Below are 14,938 nucleotides of genomic sequence, written 5' to 3'. Positions count from 1 at the left end.
AGCCACGAACTGCCACCGATCGAACTGAAAATGGCCACGGACGCACCGTCCGTGGCCATCGGTGCGTCCGTGCCGGCGAAACAGAACCTGCTGGACCTGGATCGCGAGGGCCTTGAGCAGTTCTTCATCGGAAAGCTCGGTGAGCAGAAGTTCCGCGCCCACCAGGTGATGAAGTGGATCCACCATCGCTACGTCACCGACTTCGACCAGATGACGGACCTGGGCAAGAACCTGCGCGCCAAGCTGCAGGAGCATGCCGAGGTTGTCGTGCCGCAGGTGGTGTTCGACAAGCCCTCCACCGACGGCACCCACAAGTGGCTGCTCGGCATGGGGGTTGATGGCAAGAATGCCGTCGAAACCGTGTACATCCCCGACAAGAGCCGCGGCACGCTGTGCGTGTCGTCGCAGGTGGGCTGCGGGCTGAACTGCACGTTCTGCTCCACGGCTACCCAAGGCTTCAATCGCAACCTGACCACCGCCGAGATCATCGGTCAGGTGTGGGTGACAGCGCGCCACCTGGGCAACGTGCCTGCGCAGAACCGTCGCCTCACCAACGTGGTGATGATGGGCATGGGCGAGCCGCTGCTCAACTTCGACAATGTCGTGCGCGCGATGAACATCATGCGCGACGACCTGGGCTACGGCCTGGCGAGCAAGCGCGTTACGCTGTCGACCTCCGGCCTGGTGCCGATGATCGACCGGCTGTCCACCGAGACCGACGTGTCGCTGGCGGTCTCGCTGCACGCGCCCAACGACGCACTGCGCGAGCAGCTCGTGCCGCTCAACAAGAAGTACCCGATCGCCGAGCTGATGGCGTCTTGCGTGCGCTACCTGCGTGCGAACAAGAAGCGCGATTCGGTGACGTTCGAGTACACCTTGATGAAGGGCGTCAACGACCAGCCAGAACACGCGCGCCAGCTGGCCCAGCTGATGCGCAAGTTCAGCAACGCCGCGCAGTTGAAGGATGCCGGCAAGGTCAACCTGATTCCGTTCAATCCGTTCCCGGGCACGCGCTACGAGCGCTCTCCGGAAGATGAAATCCGCGCGTTCCAGAAACTGCTGCTCGACGCGCAGGTGCTGACGATGGTCCGCCGCACGCGCGGTGACGACATCGATGCCGCCTGCGGCCAGTTGAAGGGCCAGGTGATGGACCGTACGCGTCGCCAGGCCGAGTTCCGCCGGCAATTGCAGGAACAGGGCATCGACGATGCGGCATAAGGCGATCTGCCTGCTGCTGATCCCCCTCCTGCTGGCCACCGCCTGCAGTCGCCTCACCTTCGTTCGCCCCAAGGGCAAGATGGAGTCCCTCTCCGGACAGCAGGTCGCGCCCGAGTACTCGGTCAAGGACAGTCCGGAGGTCAAGCGCCGCCAGTCGGTGCAGACGATGCTCGCGCGCGCCACCCAGCGCTTGCATGCCGGCGAGCTCGATCCCGCGGAGAAGGATGTGCGCTCCGCACTCAAGCTGGATCCCGGCTCGGCGGATGCCACCACCCTCCTGGCGGTGATCGAAGACCGGCGCGGGCGGGCGCAGGAGGCCGGCCAGCTGTACCGCCGTGCGGCGGAGCTGGCGCCCGGGCAGGGCGCGGCCCAGAACAACTACGGGGCCTGGTTGTGCGCCAATGGTGCGGCGGCCGAATCGTTGGTCTGGTTCGACCGCGCGGTCCAGGCGCCCGGCTATGCGACGCCCGTGCTGGCGATGGCGAATGCCGGCAGTTGCGCCCTGACCAGCGGACAGACCGAAAGGGCCGAGCGCGACCTGCGTCTGGCCCTGTCGCGCGACCCGTCCAACACGACCGCTCTTGGCGCGATGGCGGAGCTGGAATTCGACCGGCAGCACTATCTGCCGGCACGTGCCTTCATCGAGCGCAGGCTGGCTTCGGGGCCAGCGACTGCCGCGGTGTTGAAACTCGCATCACAAATCGAGGATAGACTCGGCGACAAGGCCGCTGCCAGTCGATATGTTCAGCGGATTCGGGCGGAGTTCCCCGACGCGCAGGACGTCAACTCTGGGGGAAATGCAGGGCCATGATGGACACGGTAGGTGGGGGAGTGGCGCCGCCGCAGGGGTGCGGTGAGGCGCTGAGATTGGCGCGTGAGCAGGCCGGCCTGTCGTTGCAGGAGGTCAGCCAGCGCCTGAAGATGCCATTGAAGGTGCTGCACGCCCTCGAAGGTGGGCAGTGGGACCAGTCAGGTGGGGCGGTGTTCGTGCGCGGGCAGCTGCGCAGTTACGGTCGCCTCCTCAAGGTGGATGTCGAACCCTTCCTGCAGCAGGCGGAAGCGGTGGTATCGAAGCCGGTCGAACTGGTCAGCCACAGCCATACGCCGCACTTCCAGTATTTCTTCGAAAGCTTCAAGCGGCGTGCGGTGTACGTCGTGTTGACGCTCGTGATCGCAACGCCGGTGTGGATGGCCTTGCGTCCGACCTCCGGACCGGCACCGGATGCGGCGACCGCGTCGCTGGACGTCGTGCCGAGCGCGTCGGGTTCGCCAGGCGAGAGGGAAGGGAACACCCCGGTCGCCAGGCCTCAGGCGACGCCATATGTGGCGTCACTGGCGCCACTGCCGCGCGCGGCGGCCTCGTGGCTGACGCTGACGTTCAAGGGTGACAGCTGGGTCGAAGTCAATGATCCCGCTGGCCGCAAGGTCGAGCATGCGCTGATCCGGGCGGGCGAAGAACGCACGTACGCGAGGGGTGAAGTCGGCCGCATCAAGTTGGGCGATGCCACGGCGGTCGAGGTTCAGCATGCCGGTAGTACGGTGAATCTGGCACCGTACCAGCGAGCGAATGTTGCGCGCTTTACGGTATCCTCTGAGGGTTCCCTAGCGCCGGTCGGTGACTGACCCGCGCGCGGGTTTGTCCAACTAAAGACCAAGACCCCGCCTCGACGGGGCAAGAGAGCGCATGGCGATTGATGATCTGCTCGACGAGCACGAACAAAGCGAACGCGTCCGTAGCTGGCTCCGTAACAATGGTGCCGGCCTGCTGGGGGGCGTGATCCTGGGGTTGGGTGTCATCTTCGGCTGGCAGTGGTGGCAGAAGAGCCAGGCGGGCAAGAAGGAACAGGCCTACCAGGCATACCAGGCGGCTGTCGAGGATCTGTCGAAGGGCGACCTGAAGCAGGCCAAGGGCGCCGTCGATTCGCTCATGAAGGAAGACGAGCTGTACGCCGATGTGGCCGGTCTCCAGCTGGCCAAGGCACAGATCCAGGCGGGCGAGCGTGATGCCGCCATCGCCACGTTGCGCGGCCTGACGCCGGTCGATTCGCTGCGGCCGCTTGTGAACCTGCGCCTGGCGCGCCTGCTGATCGATACCGGCAAGCACGACGATGCGTTGAAGCTGCTGGACAAGGCCGATGATGCATCGAGCCTGGAAGTCCGTGGCGACGCGCTGCTGGCTGCAGGCAAGTTGAAGGAAGCGCAGGATGCGTACACGCGTGCGTTGACGACGCTCGATGTGGCATCCCCCCAGCGTCGGCTCGTGGAGCTGAAACTCATCCACGCCGGCGGCACGCCGCCCAAGAGCGGAGACGCTGCATGAAGCTCACCCATGGTTTTCCCGTCCGTCTCCTGACGGCAGCACTCCTGATCGGCGCCCTGGGGGGCTGCAGTACGGTAAAGGGCTGGTTCGACGGCGACGACAAGCCCGACGAGAAGCCGACCGATCCAGCGGAACTGGTCGACATCACGCAATCGGTGTCGGTGTCCAAGCTCTGGAGCGCGAATGCCGGCAAAGGCGAGGATCGACTGGGCATCCAGCAGGCGCCTGTGGTGGACGGTGGCCGGGTATATGCCGCTGCGGTCGAAGGCGGCGTGCGTGCCTTCGATCTCCAGACGGGCAAGCAGGTATGGCAGTACAAATCCGACTTGCGACTGTCGGGTGGTCCGGGTGCCGGCCAGGGCCTGGTGGTCGTGGGAACACTGGACGGCCAGGTCATCGCCCTGGATGCCGCCACTGGTGCCGAGAAATGGCAGGTGAAGGTGCCGAACGAAGTCATTGCGGCGCCGGCGATCGGGACGGACCTGGTTTACGTGCGCAGCAATGATGGCCGCGTCACGGCATTGAATGCGGCAAACGGCGAGCGCCGCTGGTTCTGGACCAACGAGCTTCCCAGCCTGACCGTTCGCGGCAACGCGCCGGTCGTGGTCGGTCCGGGCGTCGTGTTCGCAGGCAGCGACGACGGCACGGTCACCGCACTGTCGGCGGGCGATGGTCGTCCCATGTGGACGCAGGCGGTAGGTACGCCGGAAGGCCGCAGCGAACTCGAGCGCATGGCCGATGTGGATGGCGCCCCGGTGCTGGAAGGCACCACCTTGTATGCCACCAGCTACAAGATGGAGACCGTTGCGCTGGAAGGTCCTTCGGGTCGCCCCTTGTGGACGCGCGACAATGGCGGCGCGGGTGGCCTGGCGGTCACCAGCAGCGCGGTCATGGTGGCCGATCCGACGGGTACCGTCTGGGCGCTGGACAAGTACAGCGGCAGCGCCTTGTGGTCCAACATCACCCTCGCGCGACGCTCGCTGACGGCACCCACCATCCATGGCGATTACGCCGTGGTCGGTGACTACGACGGCTATCTGCATTGGCTGAAGACGGACAATGGCGAGGTCGCGGCGCGCGCCCGCGTGGGGGGCAAAGCCCTGCGTGGCAAGCCTGTCGTCGCCGACGGCATCCTGCTGGTACAGGATGTGGAGGGCGGCTTGACCGCCTTCGGGTTCAAGTAACCCCGTCAGTAAGGAGTGGGCCGGCCCACTCCTGTCTTGCCGGAAAGGGCCGCATTGCGGCCCTTTTTCGCGGAAGGGGGCGTATTCCGATACCATGGCGGCCCGTTGCCAGACCGGAGCGGCCGTGCCCTGCGCGCGGCGACACGCCTCCGGCAACATTTTCCTTTCCGGTTGCCTCTGCATGTTGCCCCTCGTCGCCCTGGTGGGTCGTCCCAACGTCGGCAAATCCACCCTGTTCAACGCGCTGACCCGCAGTCGTGACGCCCTGGTGCATGACCAGCCCGGCGTGACGCGCGATCGCAACTACGGCGTCTGCCGACTCGACGAGGACGCCCCTTTCCTGGTCGTCGATACCGGCGGCATCGCCGGTGAGGAAGAGGGCCTGGCCGGTGCCACGGCACGCCAGGCACGTGCGGCGGCCGAAGAGGCCGACCTGGTGTTGTTCATCGTCGATGGCCGTGAAGGCGCATCCGCGCTCGACGACGAGATCCTGGCCTGGCTGCGCAAGGCCGCGCGCCCCACGCTGCTGGTCATCAACAAGATCGATGGCATCAACGAGACCACCGCGCTGGCGGATTTCGCCCGCTACGGTTTCTCCGACGTCATCACGATCTCGGCTTCGCACCGGCAGGGCATCGACGACCTGCTGGAGGAAGTCCACCAGCGGTTGCCCGAAGAAGGTGCCACTGCCGGACTGGACGACGATCCCGACCGCATGCGGGTCGCCTTCGTGGGCCGCCCCAACGTGGGCAAGTCCACGCTGGTGAATCGCCTGCTGGGCGAAGAACGCATGATCGCCTCCGAGGTGCCGGGCACCACGCGCGACTCGATTGCCGTGGACATGGAGCGCGACGGTCGCCAGTACCGCCTGATCGACACCGCCGGCCTGCGACGCAAGGGCAAGGTGGAGGAGGCCGTCGAGAAGTTCAGCGTGGTCAAGACGCTGCAGGCCATCGAGCAGTGCCAGGTGGCCGTGCTGCTGCTGGATGCGACCGAAGGCGTCACCGACCAGGATGCCAGCGTGCTGGGCGCCGTGCTCGATGCGGGCCGTGCGCTGGTCGTGGGGATCAACAAGTGGGATGGACTGACGACCTATCAGCGGGAGCAGGCCGAGGCCTTGCTGGCGCGCAAACTCGGGTTCGTGGAATGGGCCGAAGTGGTCCGCATTTCCGCGCTGCACGGCTCCGGCCTGCGTGAACTGTTCAAGGCCATCCACCGCGCGCATGCGTCGGCGACCAAGGAGTTCGGCACCAGCGAAGTCAACAAAGCGCTGGAAGTCGCCTACGAGACCAACCCGCCCCCGAGCATCCGTGGCCACGTTTCCAAGCTGCGCTACGTGCATCCGGGCGGCGCCAATCCGCCGACCTTCATCGTCCATGGCACGCGCCTGAAGGTGTTGCCGGAGTCATACAAGCGGTACCTGGAGAACTTCTTCCGCAAGCGCTTCAAGCTGGTCGGTACGCCGGTGCGCTTCATCTTCCGCGAGGGCGCCAACCCCTACGAAGGCAAGAAGAACGTGCTGACGGAAAAACAGATCGCGAAGAAGCGCCGCCTGATCCGGCACGTCAAGCGCGGCAAGTGACCGGATACCCGTCTCGCATCGGCTTCGCCGAAGCCGGACAGATCATCCGGCAGGTCGCCGGCAACCGGATGCTGGGCCCGGAGCGCATCGCCGTCACCCGCGCTAGCGGCCGGGTGCTGGTCGAGGACATCACCGCCTCCCTCCCGTTGCCGCCGTTCGACAACAGCCGCATGGATGGCTTCGCCTTCGCCCACGCCAGCCTGCTGCCGGGGGAAGACACCCTGTTGCGATTGGCCGGTGAACAGTTCGCCGGCCGACTGCAGGCTATGCAGGTCGGCGCCGGGGAATGCGTCCGCATCACCACGGGCGCGCCGCTGCCTGCGGGTACGGACACCGTCGCCATCAAGGAAGACTGCACCCTGCACGACGGCATGGTGCGTGTGCCGGCCGGCCTGCGGCCCGGCGCGGATGTGCGGCGCGCGGGCGAAGACGTGCAGGCGGGCGCACGCGTGCTCGCCGATGGTCAGGTACTGACGCCGGCCCGGGTGTCGTTGGCCGCCGGGCTGGGGATAGCCTCGCTGGCAGTCGCACAACGCCCGACCGTGGCCGTGTTCACGACCGGCGACGAACTGGTGGAACCCGGGTTGCCGCTGGCGCCCGGCCAGATCTACAACAGCAATCGCGAACTGCTGATGGGCCTGCTGCGCGCGGAAGGGCTGGAACCGACCGCCTGGCCGACGCTTCCCGACGACCCGGAGCGCATGAGTACTGCGCTGGCCGACGCCGCTGCCGCGTTCGATGTCGTCATCACCTGCGGCGGCGTGTCCGCCGGCGAGAAGGATCATCTGCCAGCACTGTTGGCAGCGCGGGGTCGCATCCATTTCTGGAGGGTACGCATGAGGCCCGGGATGCCGGTGCTGTTCGGCGAGATGGACCGGGCCCTGTTCCTGTGCCTGCCGGGCAATCCGGTGTCCTCGCTGGCCACGTTCCTGACGCTCGGGCGGGCCCTGCTGGATGGCCTGCAGCGTCGTCGTGAGCCTCGTCCGCAATGGAGGGCGGTGTTGCGCGCGCCCTGGCGCAAGACGCACGAGCGCCTGGAATTCCTGCGAGGATGGATGGAAAGCGGGGACGATGGACGATTGCAGGTCATGCCCAACGCTGCGGATGCTTCCCACCAGTTGCGCGCGGTCGCCGACAGCAATGCACTGATCGTCCTGCCCGAAGGCGCGCGCGACTATTCGGCGGGCGACGTCGTGGACGTGATCGGTTGCTGAAGCGGCCCGCGTGGCGAGTTGCGCGATAATCACACCATGGCCATCCGCGAAATCCTCCCCGAACACGTCGCCCCGCTGCTTGCGCAAGGCAGCGTCTTCATTGATGTACGCGAAGACCACGAGCGTGCCAGCGGCCAGGCCGAGGGTGCGCGCGGCATTCCCAAGGCGCAGCTGGAAGCCGATCCTTTCGCCCACCTGCCGGATCGTGACGCCAGCATCGTGCTGGTCTGCCAGAAGGGCGGGCGATCGATGGAGGCAGCGCGCGTGCTGGAAGCCGCCGGCTATACGGCAGTGTTCTCCGTCGCAGGCGGAACGTCGCGCTGGATCGAAGAAGGGCGCCCGGTCGTCATGCCCGTCCTGTCCGATGACGCCCGCGACTTCAACGAGCGCTATTCCCGACACCTGCTGTTGCCCGAAGTGGGCGCGGCGGGCCAGCTGCGCCTGCAGCAGTCGCGCGTGTTGATGATCGGGGCGGGCGGCCTCGGATCCCCTGCGGCGTTCTATCTTGCCGCCGCCGGGGTAGGGCAGCTGCGCATCGCGGACGATGACGTGGTCGACCGCAGCAACCTGCAGCGCCAGATCCTGCATACCGAAGCGCGGGTGGGCCAGGCCAAGGTTGCCTCCGCGCAGGCAACGCTCACTGCACTCAATCCGCGCACCCGGATCGAAGCCGTGGCCGAGCGCGTCACGGTGGACAATGTCGAACGCCTGCTGGAGGGCGTGGACGTGGTGCTGGATGGGGCCGACAACTTCCCGGTGCGCTACCTGCTCAACGATGCCTGCGTGAAGCTGGGCAAGCCGCTGGTGTATGGCGCGGTGCAACGCTTCGAGGGGCAAGTGAGCGTGTTCGATGCCGGCCGCCATCGTGGCCATGCGCCCTGTTACCGCTGCCTGTTCCCGGAACCGCCGCCGCCGGAGTTCGCTCCCAACTGCGCCGAAGCCGGCGTGCTGGGCGTGCTGCCCGGGGTGATCGGGCTGCTGCAGGCCACCGAAGTCATCAAATTGCTGCTGGGCATCGGCGACCCGCTGACGGGCCGGTTGCTTCACTTCGACGCGCTGTCCATGCGCTTCCGCGAAACCCGGTTACGGCACGACCCGGACTGCGCGGTGTGCGCGCTCGATCTGCCGTTCTCCGGCTACATCGACTACCCCGCGTTCTGCCGCGCGCCGGCCTGATCACTCCATCGCGCGCATGCGCAGCCCGTCGCGGAACTGACGCGGGGTGATGCCCGTATCGCGCTTGAATGCCGCGCTGAGGTGGCTGTGGCTGGCGAAACCGCAGTCGACGGCGATGTTCGCGATGTCGGCGTTGCTGTTGAGCAGATGCCAACGGGCCCGGCGAAGACGCTGAGCCAAGATGTACTGCGCGGGCGTGGTGCCGAAGTCGCGCCGGAATGCGATCAGCAACTGGTGCACGCTCATCTCGACCAGCATCGCCAGTTCGGCCAGCGTGATGCGCTGGTCCAGGCGGGCCTCGATGTGGTCGCACAGCTGGCGCGCCGCGCGCGGCGCGAGCCGGGCCGATGCGGGCGCGCGCATCATGGGCAAGCGGTAGCCGTCGTACAGGTGTTGCCGCAGGACCAGTTGCAGGCGTTCGGCCATCATCACCGACAGGTCGTCGTCCTGCTGGCTCAGACGCCCGAGTCGGGCCACGCTGTAGTGGAGAAATTCATCGCGGTGGCCCAGGCGCGGCATCAGACCTTCGATGGGCGCGCGCTGTCCGCTGCCCACGTCCACCTCGGCGAGCGGGGACAGCCGCAACTCGGCGTAGGTGATGACCTGTCCCTTCGCCTGACTGGCATAGCGTCTTTTCGCGGGGATCAGCCAGATGTCGCCCGGCGACGGAGGCGCATGGGTGGAGCCGGCGCCATCAATCTCGGTATCCAGCTCGCGCATGGTGCCGCCCAGGTGGACGATGACCGTATGGCACGGTTGGTCGATCGCCCACAGCGTGCGCTGGCGGATGTCCTCGCGGCAGACCAGCAGTTCCACGCCGGGCCAACGCGCCTGCGCGAGCACCCGGTATTGCGGCGTCCCTTCAGACGCGTGGTTGGCCGCGTCATACGACGATTGCCAGCCATCGTGCGGGCCATCGGGCACCGGAGAATTTGACAGTGGACGGGACATCGTGAAAGCCAGGCGAGCCGCTTCGCACGCATCTTAGTGGCGTCGAGCGGGACTGCCTACCGCTGGCGCTCCCTGCAGTCGACCGCCCCTATCGCCCCCTGAAGGAAATTCCCATGACCGACCATTCCATCCGCGGCAAAGTCGTCCTGATCGCCGGCGGTGCCAAGAATTTGGGCGGCCTGATCGCCCGCGACCTCGCCGCGCAGGGTGCCCGTGCCATTGCCATTCACTACAACAGCGCGGCCAGCAGGGCACAGGCAGAGGCTACTGTCGCTGCCATCGAGCGCGCTGGCGCAAAGGCTGTCGCGCTGCAGGGTGATCTGACCACCGCCGGGGCCATGGAGCGGCTGTTCACCGATGCCGTCGCGGCAGTCGGGCGCCCCGACATCGCCATCAACACGATCGGCAAGGTGCTGAAGAAACCGATGGCCGACATTTCCGAAGCCGAGTACGACGACATGGCGGCGGTCAATGCCAAGACCGCGTTCTTCTTCCTGAAGGAGGCCGGCAGGCACCTCAATGACAACGGCAAGGTGTGCACCCTGGTCACATCGCTTCTTGGCGCGTTCACCCCGTTCTATGCGGCGTACGCAGGCACCAAGGCGCCGGTGGAACACTTCACCCGCGCTGCGGCCAAGGAATTCGGCGCACGCGGCATCTCGGTGACGGCCGTCGGCCCCGGCCCCATGGATACACCGTTCTTCTATCCAGCCGAAGGCGCCGACGCCGTCGCCTACCACAAGAGTGCGGCCGCGCTTTCGCCCAGCAGCAAGACCGGGCTGACGGACATCGAAGACGTGGTGCCCTTCATCCGCCACCTGGTGAGCGATGGCTGGTGGATCACCGGGCAGACCATCCTCATCAACGGCGGCTACACCACCAAGTGAGCATGCCTGGGGTCGGGTTGCGTGGCCCGTTCCCGGACCGGAAGCGTGGTACTGGAGTGCGGTAATGTGGGCGCGCGGGCTGCCCCGCGCGAGCCAGTTCCCGGGGAGGACCACACCGTGCGGACCTTGATCTTCATCGTTGTCGGCCTGCTGGTCGTGGGCTTTGCGATGTGGCTGGCCAAGCCAGCCAGGCGTCGCGCTGCAGCGGCATTTTTCAGCCTGGGCTGGTTGCTCGCCGTGCTCTGGAACCTGCGTACGGGCATGTCGCACGGTTACTCGCTGCAGGAAGAGTTGCCCATCCAGTTGCTGATCTTCGCGGTACCGGTGGCAGCGGGCGCATGGCTGGCCATGAAGGCACCGGGCCGGTAGAGCGGGCGCATCCATCCGGTAGACTGCCCGCATGAGTGCAGAATCCGGTGCCAGCCAACTGGTAAGTGTCGTCGCCCTGTTGGGTGCCGCCGTCGTGACCGTGCCGATCTTCCGGCGCCTGGGCCTGGGATCGGTGCTGGGATATCTCGCCGCCGGCCTCGTGATAGGTCCGTTCGGTCTGAAGTGGTTCTCCGATCCGCAGTCCATCCTGCACGTTGCCGAACTCGGCGTGGTGATGTTCCTGTTCGTGATCGGCCTGGAAATGCGGCCCAGCCACCTGTGGAGCCTGCGCAAGCAGATCTTCGGGCTGGGAACGCTGCAGATCGCGGTCTGTACGGTATTGCTGACCGGCGTGGGCCTGGTGTTCGGCTACCCGCTGGCGGTGTCGTTCATCGGTGGCATGGGCTTCGTGCTGACCTCCACGGCGGTGGTCATGCAACTGCTGGCGGAGCGGGGCGACGTCGCGTTGCCGCATGGCCAGAAGGTGGTATCGATCCTGCTGTTCGAAGACTTGCTGATCGTACCGTTGCTGGTGCTGGTCGCCTTCATGTCGCCCCAGGTGGTGGAGCCGCAGGAGGGCTCGCGCTGGATCGCGATCGGCATCGGTGTCGCGTCGCTGGCCGGGCTGATCGCCGCCGGTATCTGGCTGCTGAACCCTTTCTTCCGCATCCTCGCTGCGGCCAAGGCGCGCGAAGTGATGACCGCCGCCGCGTTGCTGGTGGTGCTGGGTGCCGCGTTGCTGATGCAGTTGGGTGGCCTGTCGATGGCGATGGGCGCTTTCCTGGCCGGCGTGCTGTTGTCCGAGTCCACCTTCCGTCACCAGATCGAAGCCGACATCGAACCCTTCCGCGGGATCCTGCTGGGCCTGTTCTTCCTGGGCGTGGGCATGGCGCTGGACCTGGGCGTGGTGGCGGCCAACTGGCCGCTCATCGTCAGCGCGGTGCTTGCGATGATGGCCGTCAAGGCCGCCTGCATCTACATGGTCGCGCGCGTCACCCGCAGTTCGCATGCCGAAGCGCTCGACCGCGCGGTGCTGATGGCGCAGGGCGGCGAGTTCGCCTTCGTGCTGTTCGCCGCCGCCGCTGCGGCCGGCATCATCGACGCCACCGTCAATGCCAACCTCACCGCCATCGTGGTGCTGTCGATGGCGCTGACGCCGCTCTTCGTGCTGCTGTTGCGCCGGTTCACCCATCCGGAGCAGCCCTCGATGGAAGGCATCGAGGAGGCGAAAGGCCTCAGCGGCAGCGTGCTGATCATCGGCTTCGGTCGCTTCGGCCAGGTGATGAGCCAGTCGCTGCTGGCGCGCGACGTGGACGTCACCATCATCGATACCGACATCGAGATGATCCGCAGCGCCGAGGAGTTCGGCTTCAAGATCTACTACGGCGACGGCACGCGACTGGACGTGCTGCGTGCATGCGGCGCGCAGACGGCCCAATCCATCGCCATCTGCATCGACGACAAGGAAGCGGCCAACCGCATCGTGGAACTGGTCAAGCACGAGTTCCCGCAGGCGCAGGTGCTGGTGCGCTCGTTCGACCGTGAGCACTCGCTGGCGCTGATCGCCGCAGGCGTGGATTTCCAGATCCGGGAGACGTTCGAATCCGCGGTGGAGTTCGGCAAGGCGGCGCTGGCGAGCGTGGGCATATCGCCCGAGGACGCCGAGACGATCGCACTGGAAATCCGTCGGCGGGATGCGGAACGCCTGGAACTGGAGATTGCGGGCGGTGACCTCAGGTCCGGCATCCCGGCGCTCTACGGCAACGCCAGGCCCGCCAAGCCCACGCCGACGCCCTTCACCAAGCCCAAGCGCGAGGCGAGGGCGCTCAACGAGGAAGCCGCCGAGATCATCGGCGAGGAAGAAGAGGAGTAGCCGGCGCGCTCAGTCCGCGCCGGTTTCGAGGAAGTCGCTGAAGGCGGGCCAGTAGTGGGGGTCCAGCGACAGATCGTCATGGCCCGCGTGCGGGAAGTCCACGATCAGCGCACGGCCCTTGAAGGCTTTGAGCAGCCGGTCGGTGTTTGCGGGCGGCACCACCACATCCCGTCCCGCCCGCAGCACCAGCAGCTCACCCCGATGGCGCGGCAGGCGCTGCGACGAGTCGTTGTGGTCGCGTAGCAGCCATCGTGCCGGAAAGACGGGGTAGTGCGATTGCGCCACGGCGGCCAGGCTGTCGAAGGGCGTGACCAGCACCAGCCGTGGCACCGTCCGTTCCGCGGCGACATGCGTGGCGACTCCGCTGCCGAGGCTGCGCCCGACCACGGAGACCTGCCCACCCGGGTGCCGTCGAGCCACGTCGTCGAACTGCGCGAGCGCGTCCGCCAGCAATGCCGCCTCGCTGGGCAAGCCGTCACTGGCGCCATAGCCGCGGTACGCGAAAAGATACGCCGTATGGCCTGGAAGCCAGCGGGCAAGGTCGTCCCGGTTGGCCTGCACCGATTCGGCGTTTCCTCCGAAGTACACGACGGCATCCCGGCGCCCCGGATTGACCACCCAGCCACGCAGCGTGGCGCCGGGGCGGGCGAGGGCGATATCGGTTTGCGCGGGTTCCACCCGGGTGAGCTGCGGGTAGTAGATCAACCGGCGTTGCTGCGAATAGAGCAACGCGCAGGCGGCGAGATAGCAGGCTGCGGCGATCGCCGTCGACCAGAGCAGCATGCGACGGCTGCGCCTACCCATGCCGCTCCTGTGCTGCCTTGAAGGCGGCCAGCTGTTCGGGCGTGGCGTCGCGCTGGTGCTGCGCCTTCCATTCGGCGAACGGCATGCCGTAGATCACGTCGCGCGCCTGCTCCTTGTCCATCGCGATGCCCGCCTCCACGGCGGCCTCGCGGTACCAGTCGGCCAGGCAGTTGCGGCAGAAGCCGGCCAGGATCATCAGGTCGATGTTCTGCACGTCGGTGCGGTCGGTATTGAGGTGCTTGAGCAGGCGGCGGAACGCGGCCGCCTCGAGGGCTGTGGTATCGGTCATGGTCTTGATCCGTGGGAGCGTCCCATGGGCACGATGCCTTGAGACGAAGGGGAGCAGCATCGCGCCCACGCGGCGCTCCTACAACATGGGGAAGGAATCGGGGACAATATGCATCGACTCTACACCCCACGCTCCCATGACTGCCCGAATCCTGGACGGCCGCCGCATTGCCGAAAACCTGCTGGACCAACTGAAGGTCCGGGTGGACGCGCGGGTGGCTGCGGGCCAGGCGCGGCCGGGCCTGGCGGTGGTGCTGGTCGGCGGTGATCCGGCCTCCACGGTCTATGTTCGCAACAAGCGGCGTGCGGCCGAAAAGGTGGGCATCGCCGCCTACGATTACGACATGCCGGAAGGCACCAACGAGGCACAACTGCTGGACCTGATCGATCAGCTGAATGCCGATCCGAAGATCCACGGCATCCTCGTCCAGCTGCCGCTGCCCGGCATTCCGGATGCGACCCGCCTGATCGAGCGCATCGATCCGCGCAAGGACGTGGACGGGTTCCATCCCGCCAACGTCGGCCATCTGGCGCTGCGGCAGTTCGGCCTGCGTCCCTGCACGCCGCGCGGCATCACCACGCTGCTCGCGTACACGGACCGCCCGGTAAGAGGCCAGAACGCCACGATCGTCGGCGTCAGCAACCACGTCGGCCGGCCGATGGCGCTGGAACTGCTGATCGCCGGTTGCACCGTCACCAGCTGCCACAAGTTCACCCCGCGCGACGTGCTGCAGGCCCGGGTCGGCGACGCCGACATCCTCGTGGTGGCGGCGGGCAAGCCCGGCCTGGTCCCCGGCGAATGGGTCAAGCCGGGCGCCGTGGTGATCGATGTGGGCATCAACCGGCTCGAGGATGGCCGGCTGGTGGGCGACGTGGGCTTTGACGCGGCCGCGGAGCGGGCCAGTTGGATCACCCCCGTCCCGGGCGGCGTGGGGCCGATGACCGTCGCCACGCTGATGCAGAACACGCTGGAAGCCGCCGAAGCGGGCCCCTGAGCGGCGTTCTGTCTGGGTGTGGGAGCGACGCAAGTCGCGATGAAGCCATCCGATTCCCTCATCGCGACTTGCGTCGC

At 66.8% G+C, this 14,938-nt stretch carries 15 protein-coding genes; 12 read left to right on the top strand and 3 right to left on the bottom strand.

Going from position 1 to position 14,938, the window contains the following annotated elements; translation table 11 throughout:
* The first annotated feature begins 30 nt into the window (after positions 1 to 30).
* The 8 genes from rlmN to moeB all read left to right on the top strand — a co-directional run bounded on the left by rlmN (position 31) and on the right by moeB (position 8,694).
* The gene (gene rlmN / locus ACIPRS_RS15645) at positions 31 to 1,218 is read left to right on the top strand and encodes a 23S rRNA (adenine(2503)-C(2))-methyltransferase RlmN (RefSeq protein WP_192202788.1); all 1,188 of its coding nucleotides are present in this window, start codon (positions 31 to 33) and stop codon (positions 1,216 to 1,218) included.
* The gene (gene pilW, locus ACIPRS_RS15640) at positions 1,208 to 2,029 is read left to right on the top strand and encodes a type IV pilus biogenesis/stability protein PilW (RefSeq protein ID WP_192202569.1); all 822 of its coding nucleotides are present in this window, start codon (positions 1,208 to 1,210) and stop codon (positions 2,027 to 2,029) included. The genes rlmN and pilW overlap by 11 nt, the downstream gene beginning before the upstream one ends.
* Positions 2,026 to 2,841: a RodZ domain-containing protein gene (locus ACIPRS_RS15635; RefSeq protein ID WP_337732035.1), complete on the top strand. Its 816-nt coding sequence runs from the start codon at positions 2,026 to 2,028 to the stop codon at positions 2,839 to 2,841. Before pilW ends, ACIPRS_RS15635 begins: the two co-directional genes overlap by 4 nt.
* A gap of 61 nt (positions 2,842 to 2,902) precedes the next feature.
* Positions 2,903 to 3,538 carry a YfgM family protein gene (locus tag ACIPRS_RS15630; protein WP_446539219.1) on the top strand — a complete coding sequence of 212 codons (636 nt, stop codon included), beginning with the start codon at positions 2,903 to 2,905 and terminating at the stop codon, positions 3,536 to 3,538.
* Positions 3,535 to 4,722, top strand: a complete 1,188-nt coding sequence (gene bamB, locus ACIPRS_RS15625) for an outer membrane protein assembly factor BamB (protein ID WP_446539218.1) — start codon at positions 3,535 to 3,537, stop codon at positions 4,720 to 4,722. The genes ACIPRS_RS15630 and bamB overlap by 4 nt, the downstream gene beginning before the upstream one ends.
* 181 nt (positions 4,723 to 4,903) lie before the next feature.
* Positions 4,904 to 6,304: a ribosome biogenesis GTPase Der gene (gene der / locus ACIPRS_RS15620; protein ID WP_446539217.1), complete on the top strand. Its 1,401-nt coding sequence runs from the start codon at positions 4,904 to 4,906 to the stop codon at positions 6,302 to 6,304.
* Positions 6,301 to 7,518: a molybdopterin molybdotransferase MoeA gene (locus ACIPRS_RS15615; RefSeq protein ID WP_446539216.1), complete on the top strand. Its 1,218-nt coding sequence runs from the start codon at positions 6,301 to 6,303 to the stop codon at positions 7,516 to 7,518. Before der ends, ACIPRS_RS15615 begins: the two co-directional genes overlap by 4 nt.
* 36 nt (positions 7,519 to 7,554) lie before the next feature.
* Positions 7,555 to 8,694, top strand: a complete 1,140-nt coding sequence (gene moeB / locus ACIPRS_RS15610; RefSeq protein ID WP_446539215.1) for a molybdopterin-synthase adenylyltransferase MoeB — start codon at positions 7,555 to 7,557, stop codon at positions 8,692 to 8,694.
* Here the strand turns inward: moeB and ACIPRS_RS15605 are convergent, their stop codons facing one another.
* Positions 8,695 to 9,645, bottom strand: coding sequence for a helix-turn-helix domain-containing protein (locus ACIPRS_RS15605; RefSeq protein ID WP_446539214.1), 951 nt, complete (start codon positions 9,643 to 9,645; stop codon positions 8,695 to 8,697).
* A gap of 113 nt (positions 9,646 to 9,758) precedes the next feature.
* On the opposite strand from ACIPRS_RS15605, the gene ACIPRS_RS15600 reads away from it, so the two are divergent.
* From ACIPRS_RS15600 to ACIPRS_RS15590, 3 genes are all read left to right on the top strand, one after another.
* Positions 9,759 to 10,532, top strand: a complete 774-nt coding sequence (locus ACIPRS_RS15600) for an SDR family oxidoreductase (protein ID WP_446539213.1) — start codon at positions 9,759 to 9,761, stop codon at positions 10,530 to 10,532.
* Between the two features lie 117 nt (positions 10,533 to 10,649).
* The gene (locus ACIPRS_RS15595) at positions 10,650 to 10,901 is read left to right on the top strand and encodes a hypothetical protein (RefSeq protein ID WP_446539212.1); all 252 of its coding nucleotides are present in this window, start codon (positions 10,650 to 10,652) and stop codon (positions 10,899 to 10,901) included.
* 31 nt (positions 10,902 to 10,932) lie between these two features.
* A complete protein-coding gene (locus ACIPRS_RS15590; protein ID WP_446539211.1) occupies positions 10,933 to 12,774 on the top strand; it encodes a monovalent cation:proton antiporter-2 (CPA2) family protein in 1,842 nt (613 codons plus the stop codon).
* Positions 12,775 to 12,783: 9 nt separating this feature from the next.
* Here the strand turns inward: ACIPRS_RS15590 and ACIPRS_RS15585 are convergent, their stop codons facing one another.
* Both ACIPRS_RS15585 and ACIPRS_RS15580 read right to left on the bottom strand, forming a co-directional pair.
* Positions 12,784 to 13,557, bottom strand: coding sequence for an alpha/beta hydrolase (locus ACIPRS_RS15585; RefSeq protein WP_446539210.1), 774 nt, complete (start codon positions 13,555 to 13,557; stop codon positions 12,784 to 12,786).
* Between the two features lie 13 nt (positions 13,558 to 13,570).
* Positions 13,571 to 13,867 carry a DUF1244 domain-containing protein gene (locus ACIPRS_RS15580; protein WP_337732024.1) on the bottom strand — a complete coding sequence of 99 codons (297 nt, stop codon included), beginning with the start codon at positions 13,865 to 13,867 and terminating at the stop codon, positions 13,571 to 13,573.
* Positions 13,868 to 13,952: 85 nt separating this feature from the next.
* Here ACIPRS_RS15580 and folD point away from each other — a divergent pair, with 85 nt between their 5' ends.
* Positions 13,953 to 14,861: a bifunctional methylenetetrahydrofolate dehydrogenase/methenyltetrahydrofolate cyclohydrolase FolD gene (gene folD, locus ACIPRS_RS15575; RefSeq protein ID WP_446539209.1), complete on the top strand. Its 909-nt coding sequence runs from the start codon at positions 13,953 to 13,955 to the stop codon at positions 14,859 to 14,861.
* The last annotated feature ends 77 nt before the right edge of the window (positions 14,862 to 14,938 follow it).

Source organism: Pseudoxanthomonas sp. LARHCG66 (assembly GCF_052871755.1).
Note: the sequence above shows the minus strand (reverse complement) of the source record. Positions and strands in the feature narration are given on the sequence as shown.

Excerpts from the sequence above, each read along its gene's own strand:
- folD (WP_446539209.1), top strand. The coding sequence starts at position 13,953 with ATGGGGAAGGAATCGGGGACAATATGCATCGACTCTACACCCCACGCT.
- bamB (WP_446539218.1), top strand. The coding sequence starts at position 3,535 with ATGAAGCTCACCCATGGTTTTCCCGTCCGTCTCCTGACGGCAGCACTC.
- ACIPRS_RS15590 (WP_446539211.1), top strand. The coding sequence starts at position 10,933 with ATGAGTGCAGAATCCGGTGCCAGCCAACTGGTAAGTGTCGTCGCCCTG.
- ACIPRS_RS15605 (WP_446539214.1), bottom strand. The coding sequence starts at position 9,645 with ATGTCCCGTCCACTGTCAAATTCTCCGGTGCCCGATGGCCCGCACGAT.
- ACIPRS_RS15580 (WP_337732024.1), bottom strand. The coding sequence starts at position 13,867 with ATGACCGATACCACAGCCCTCGAGGCGGCCGCGTTCCGCCGCCTGCTC.
- der (WP_446539217.1), top strand. The coding sequence starts at position 4,904 with ATGTTGCCCCTCGTCGCCCTGGTGGGTCGTCCCAACGTCGGCAAATCC.
- ACIPRS_RS15585 (WP_446539210.1), bottom strand. The coding sequence starts at position 13,557 with ATGCTGCTCTGGTCGACGGCGATCGCCGCAGCCTGCTATCTCGCCGCC.
- moeB (WP_446539215.1), top strand. The coding sequence starts at position 7,555 with ATGGCCATCCGCGAAATCCTCCCCGAACACGTCGCCCCGCTGCTTGCG.
- ACIPRS_RS15630 (WP_446539219.1), top strand. The coding sequence starts at position 2,903 with ATGGCGATTGATGATCTGCTCGACGAGCACGAACAAAGCGAACGCGTC.
- pilW (WP_192202569.1), top strand. The coding sequence starts at position 1,208 with ATGCGGCATAAGGCGATCTGCCTGCTGCTGATCCCCCTCCTGCTGGCC.
- ACIPRS_RS15600 (WP_446539213.1), top strand. The coding sequence starts at position 9,759 with ATGACCGACCATTCCATCCGCGGCAAAGTCGTCCTGATCGCCGGCGGT.
- ACIPRS_RS15635 (WP_337732035.1), top strand. The coding sequence starts at position 2,026 with ATGATGGACACGGTAGGTGGGGGAGTGGCGCCGCCGCAGGGGTGCGGT.
- rlmN (WP_192202788.1), top strand. The coding sequence starts at position 31 with ATGGCCACGGACGCACCGTCCGTGGCCATCGGTGCGTCCGTGCCGGCG.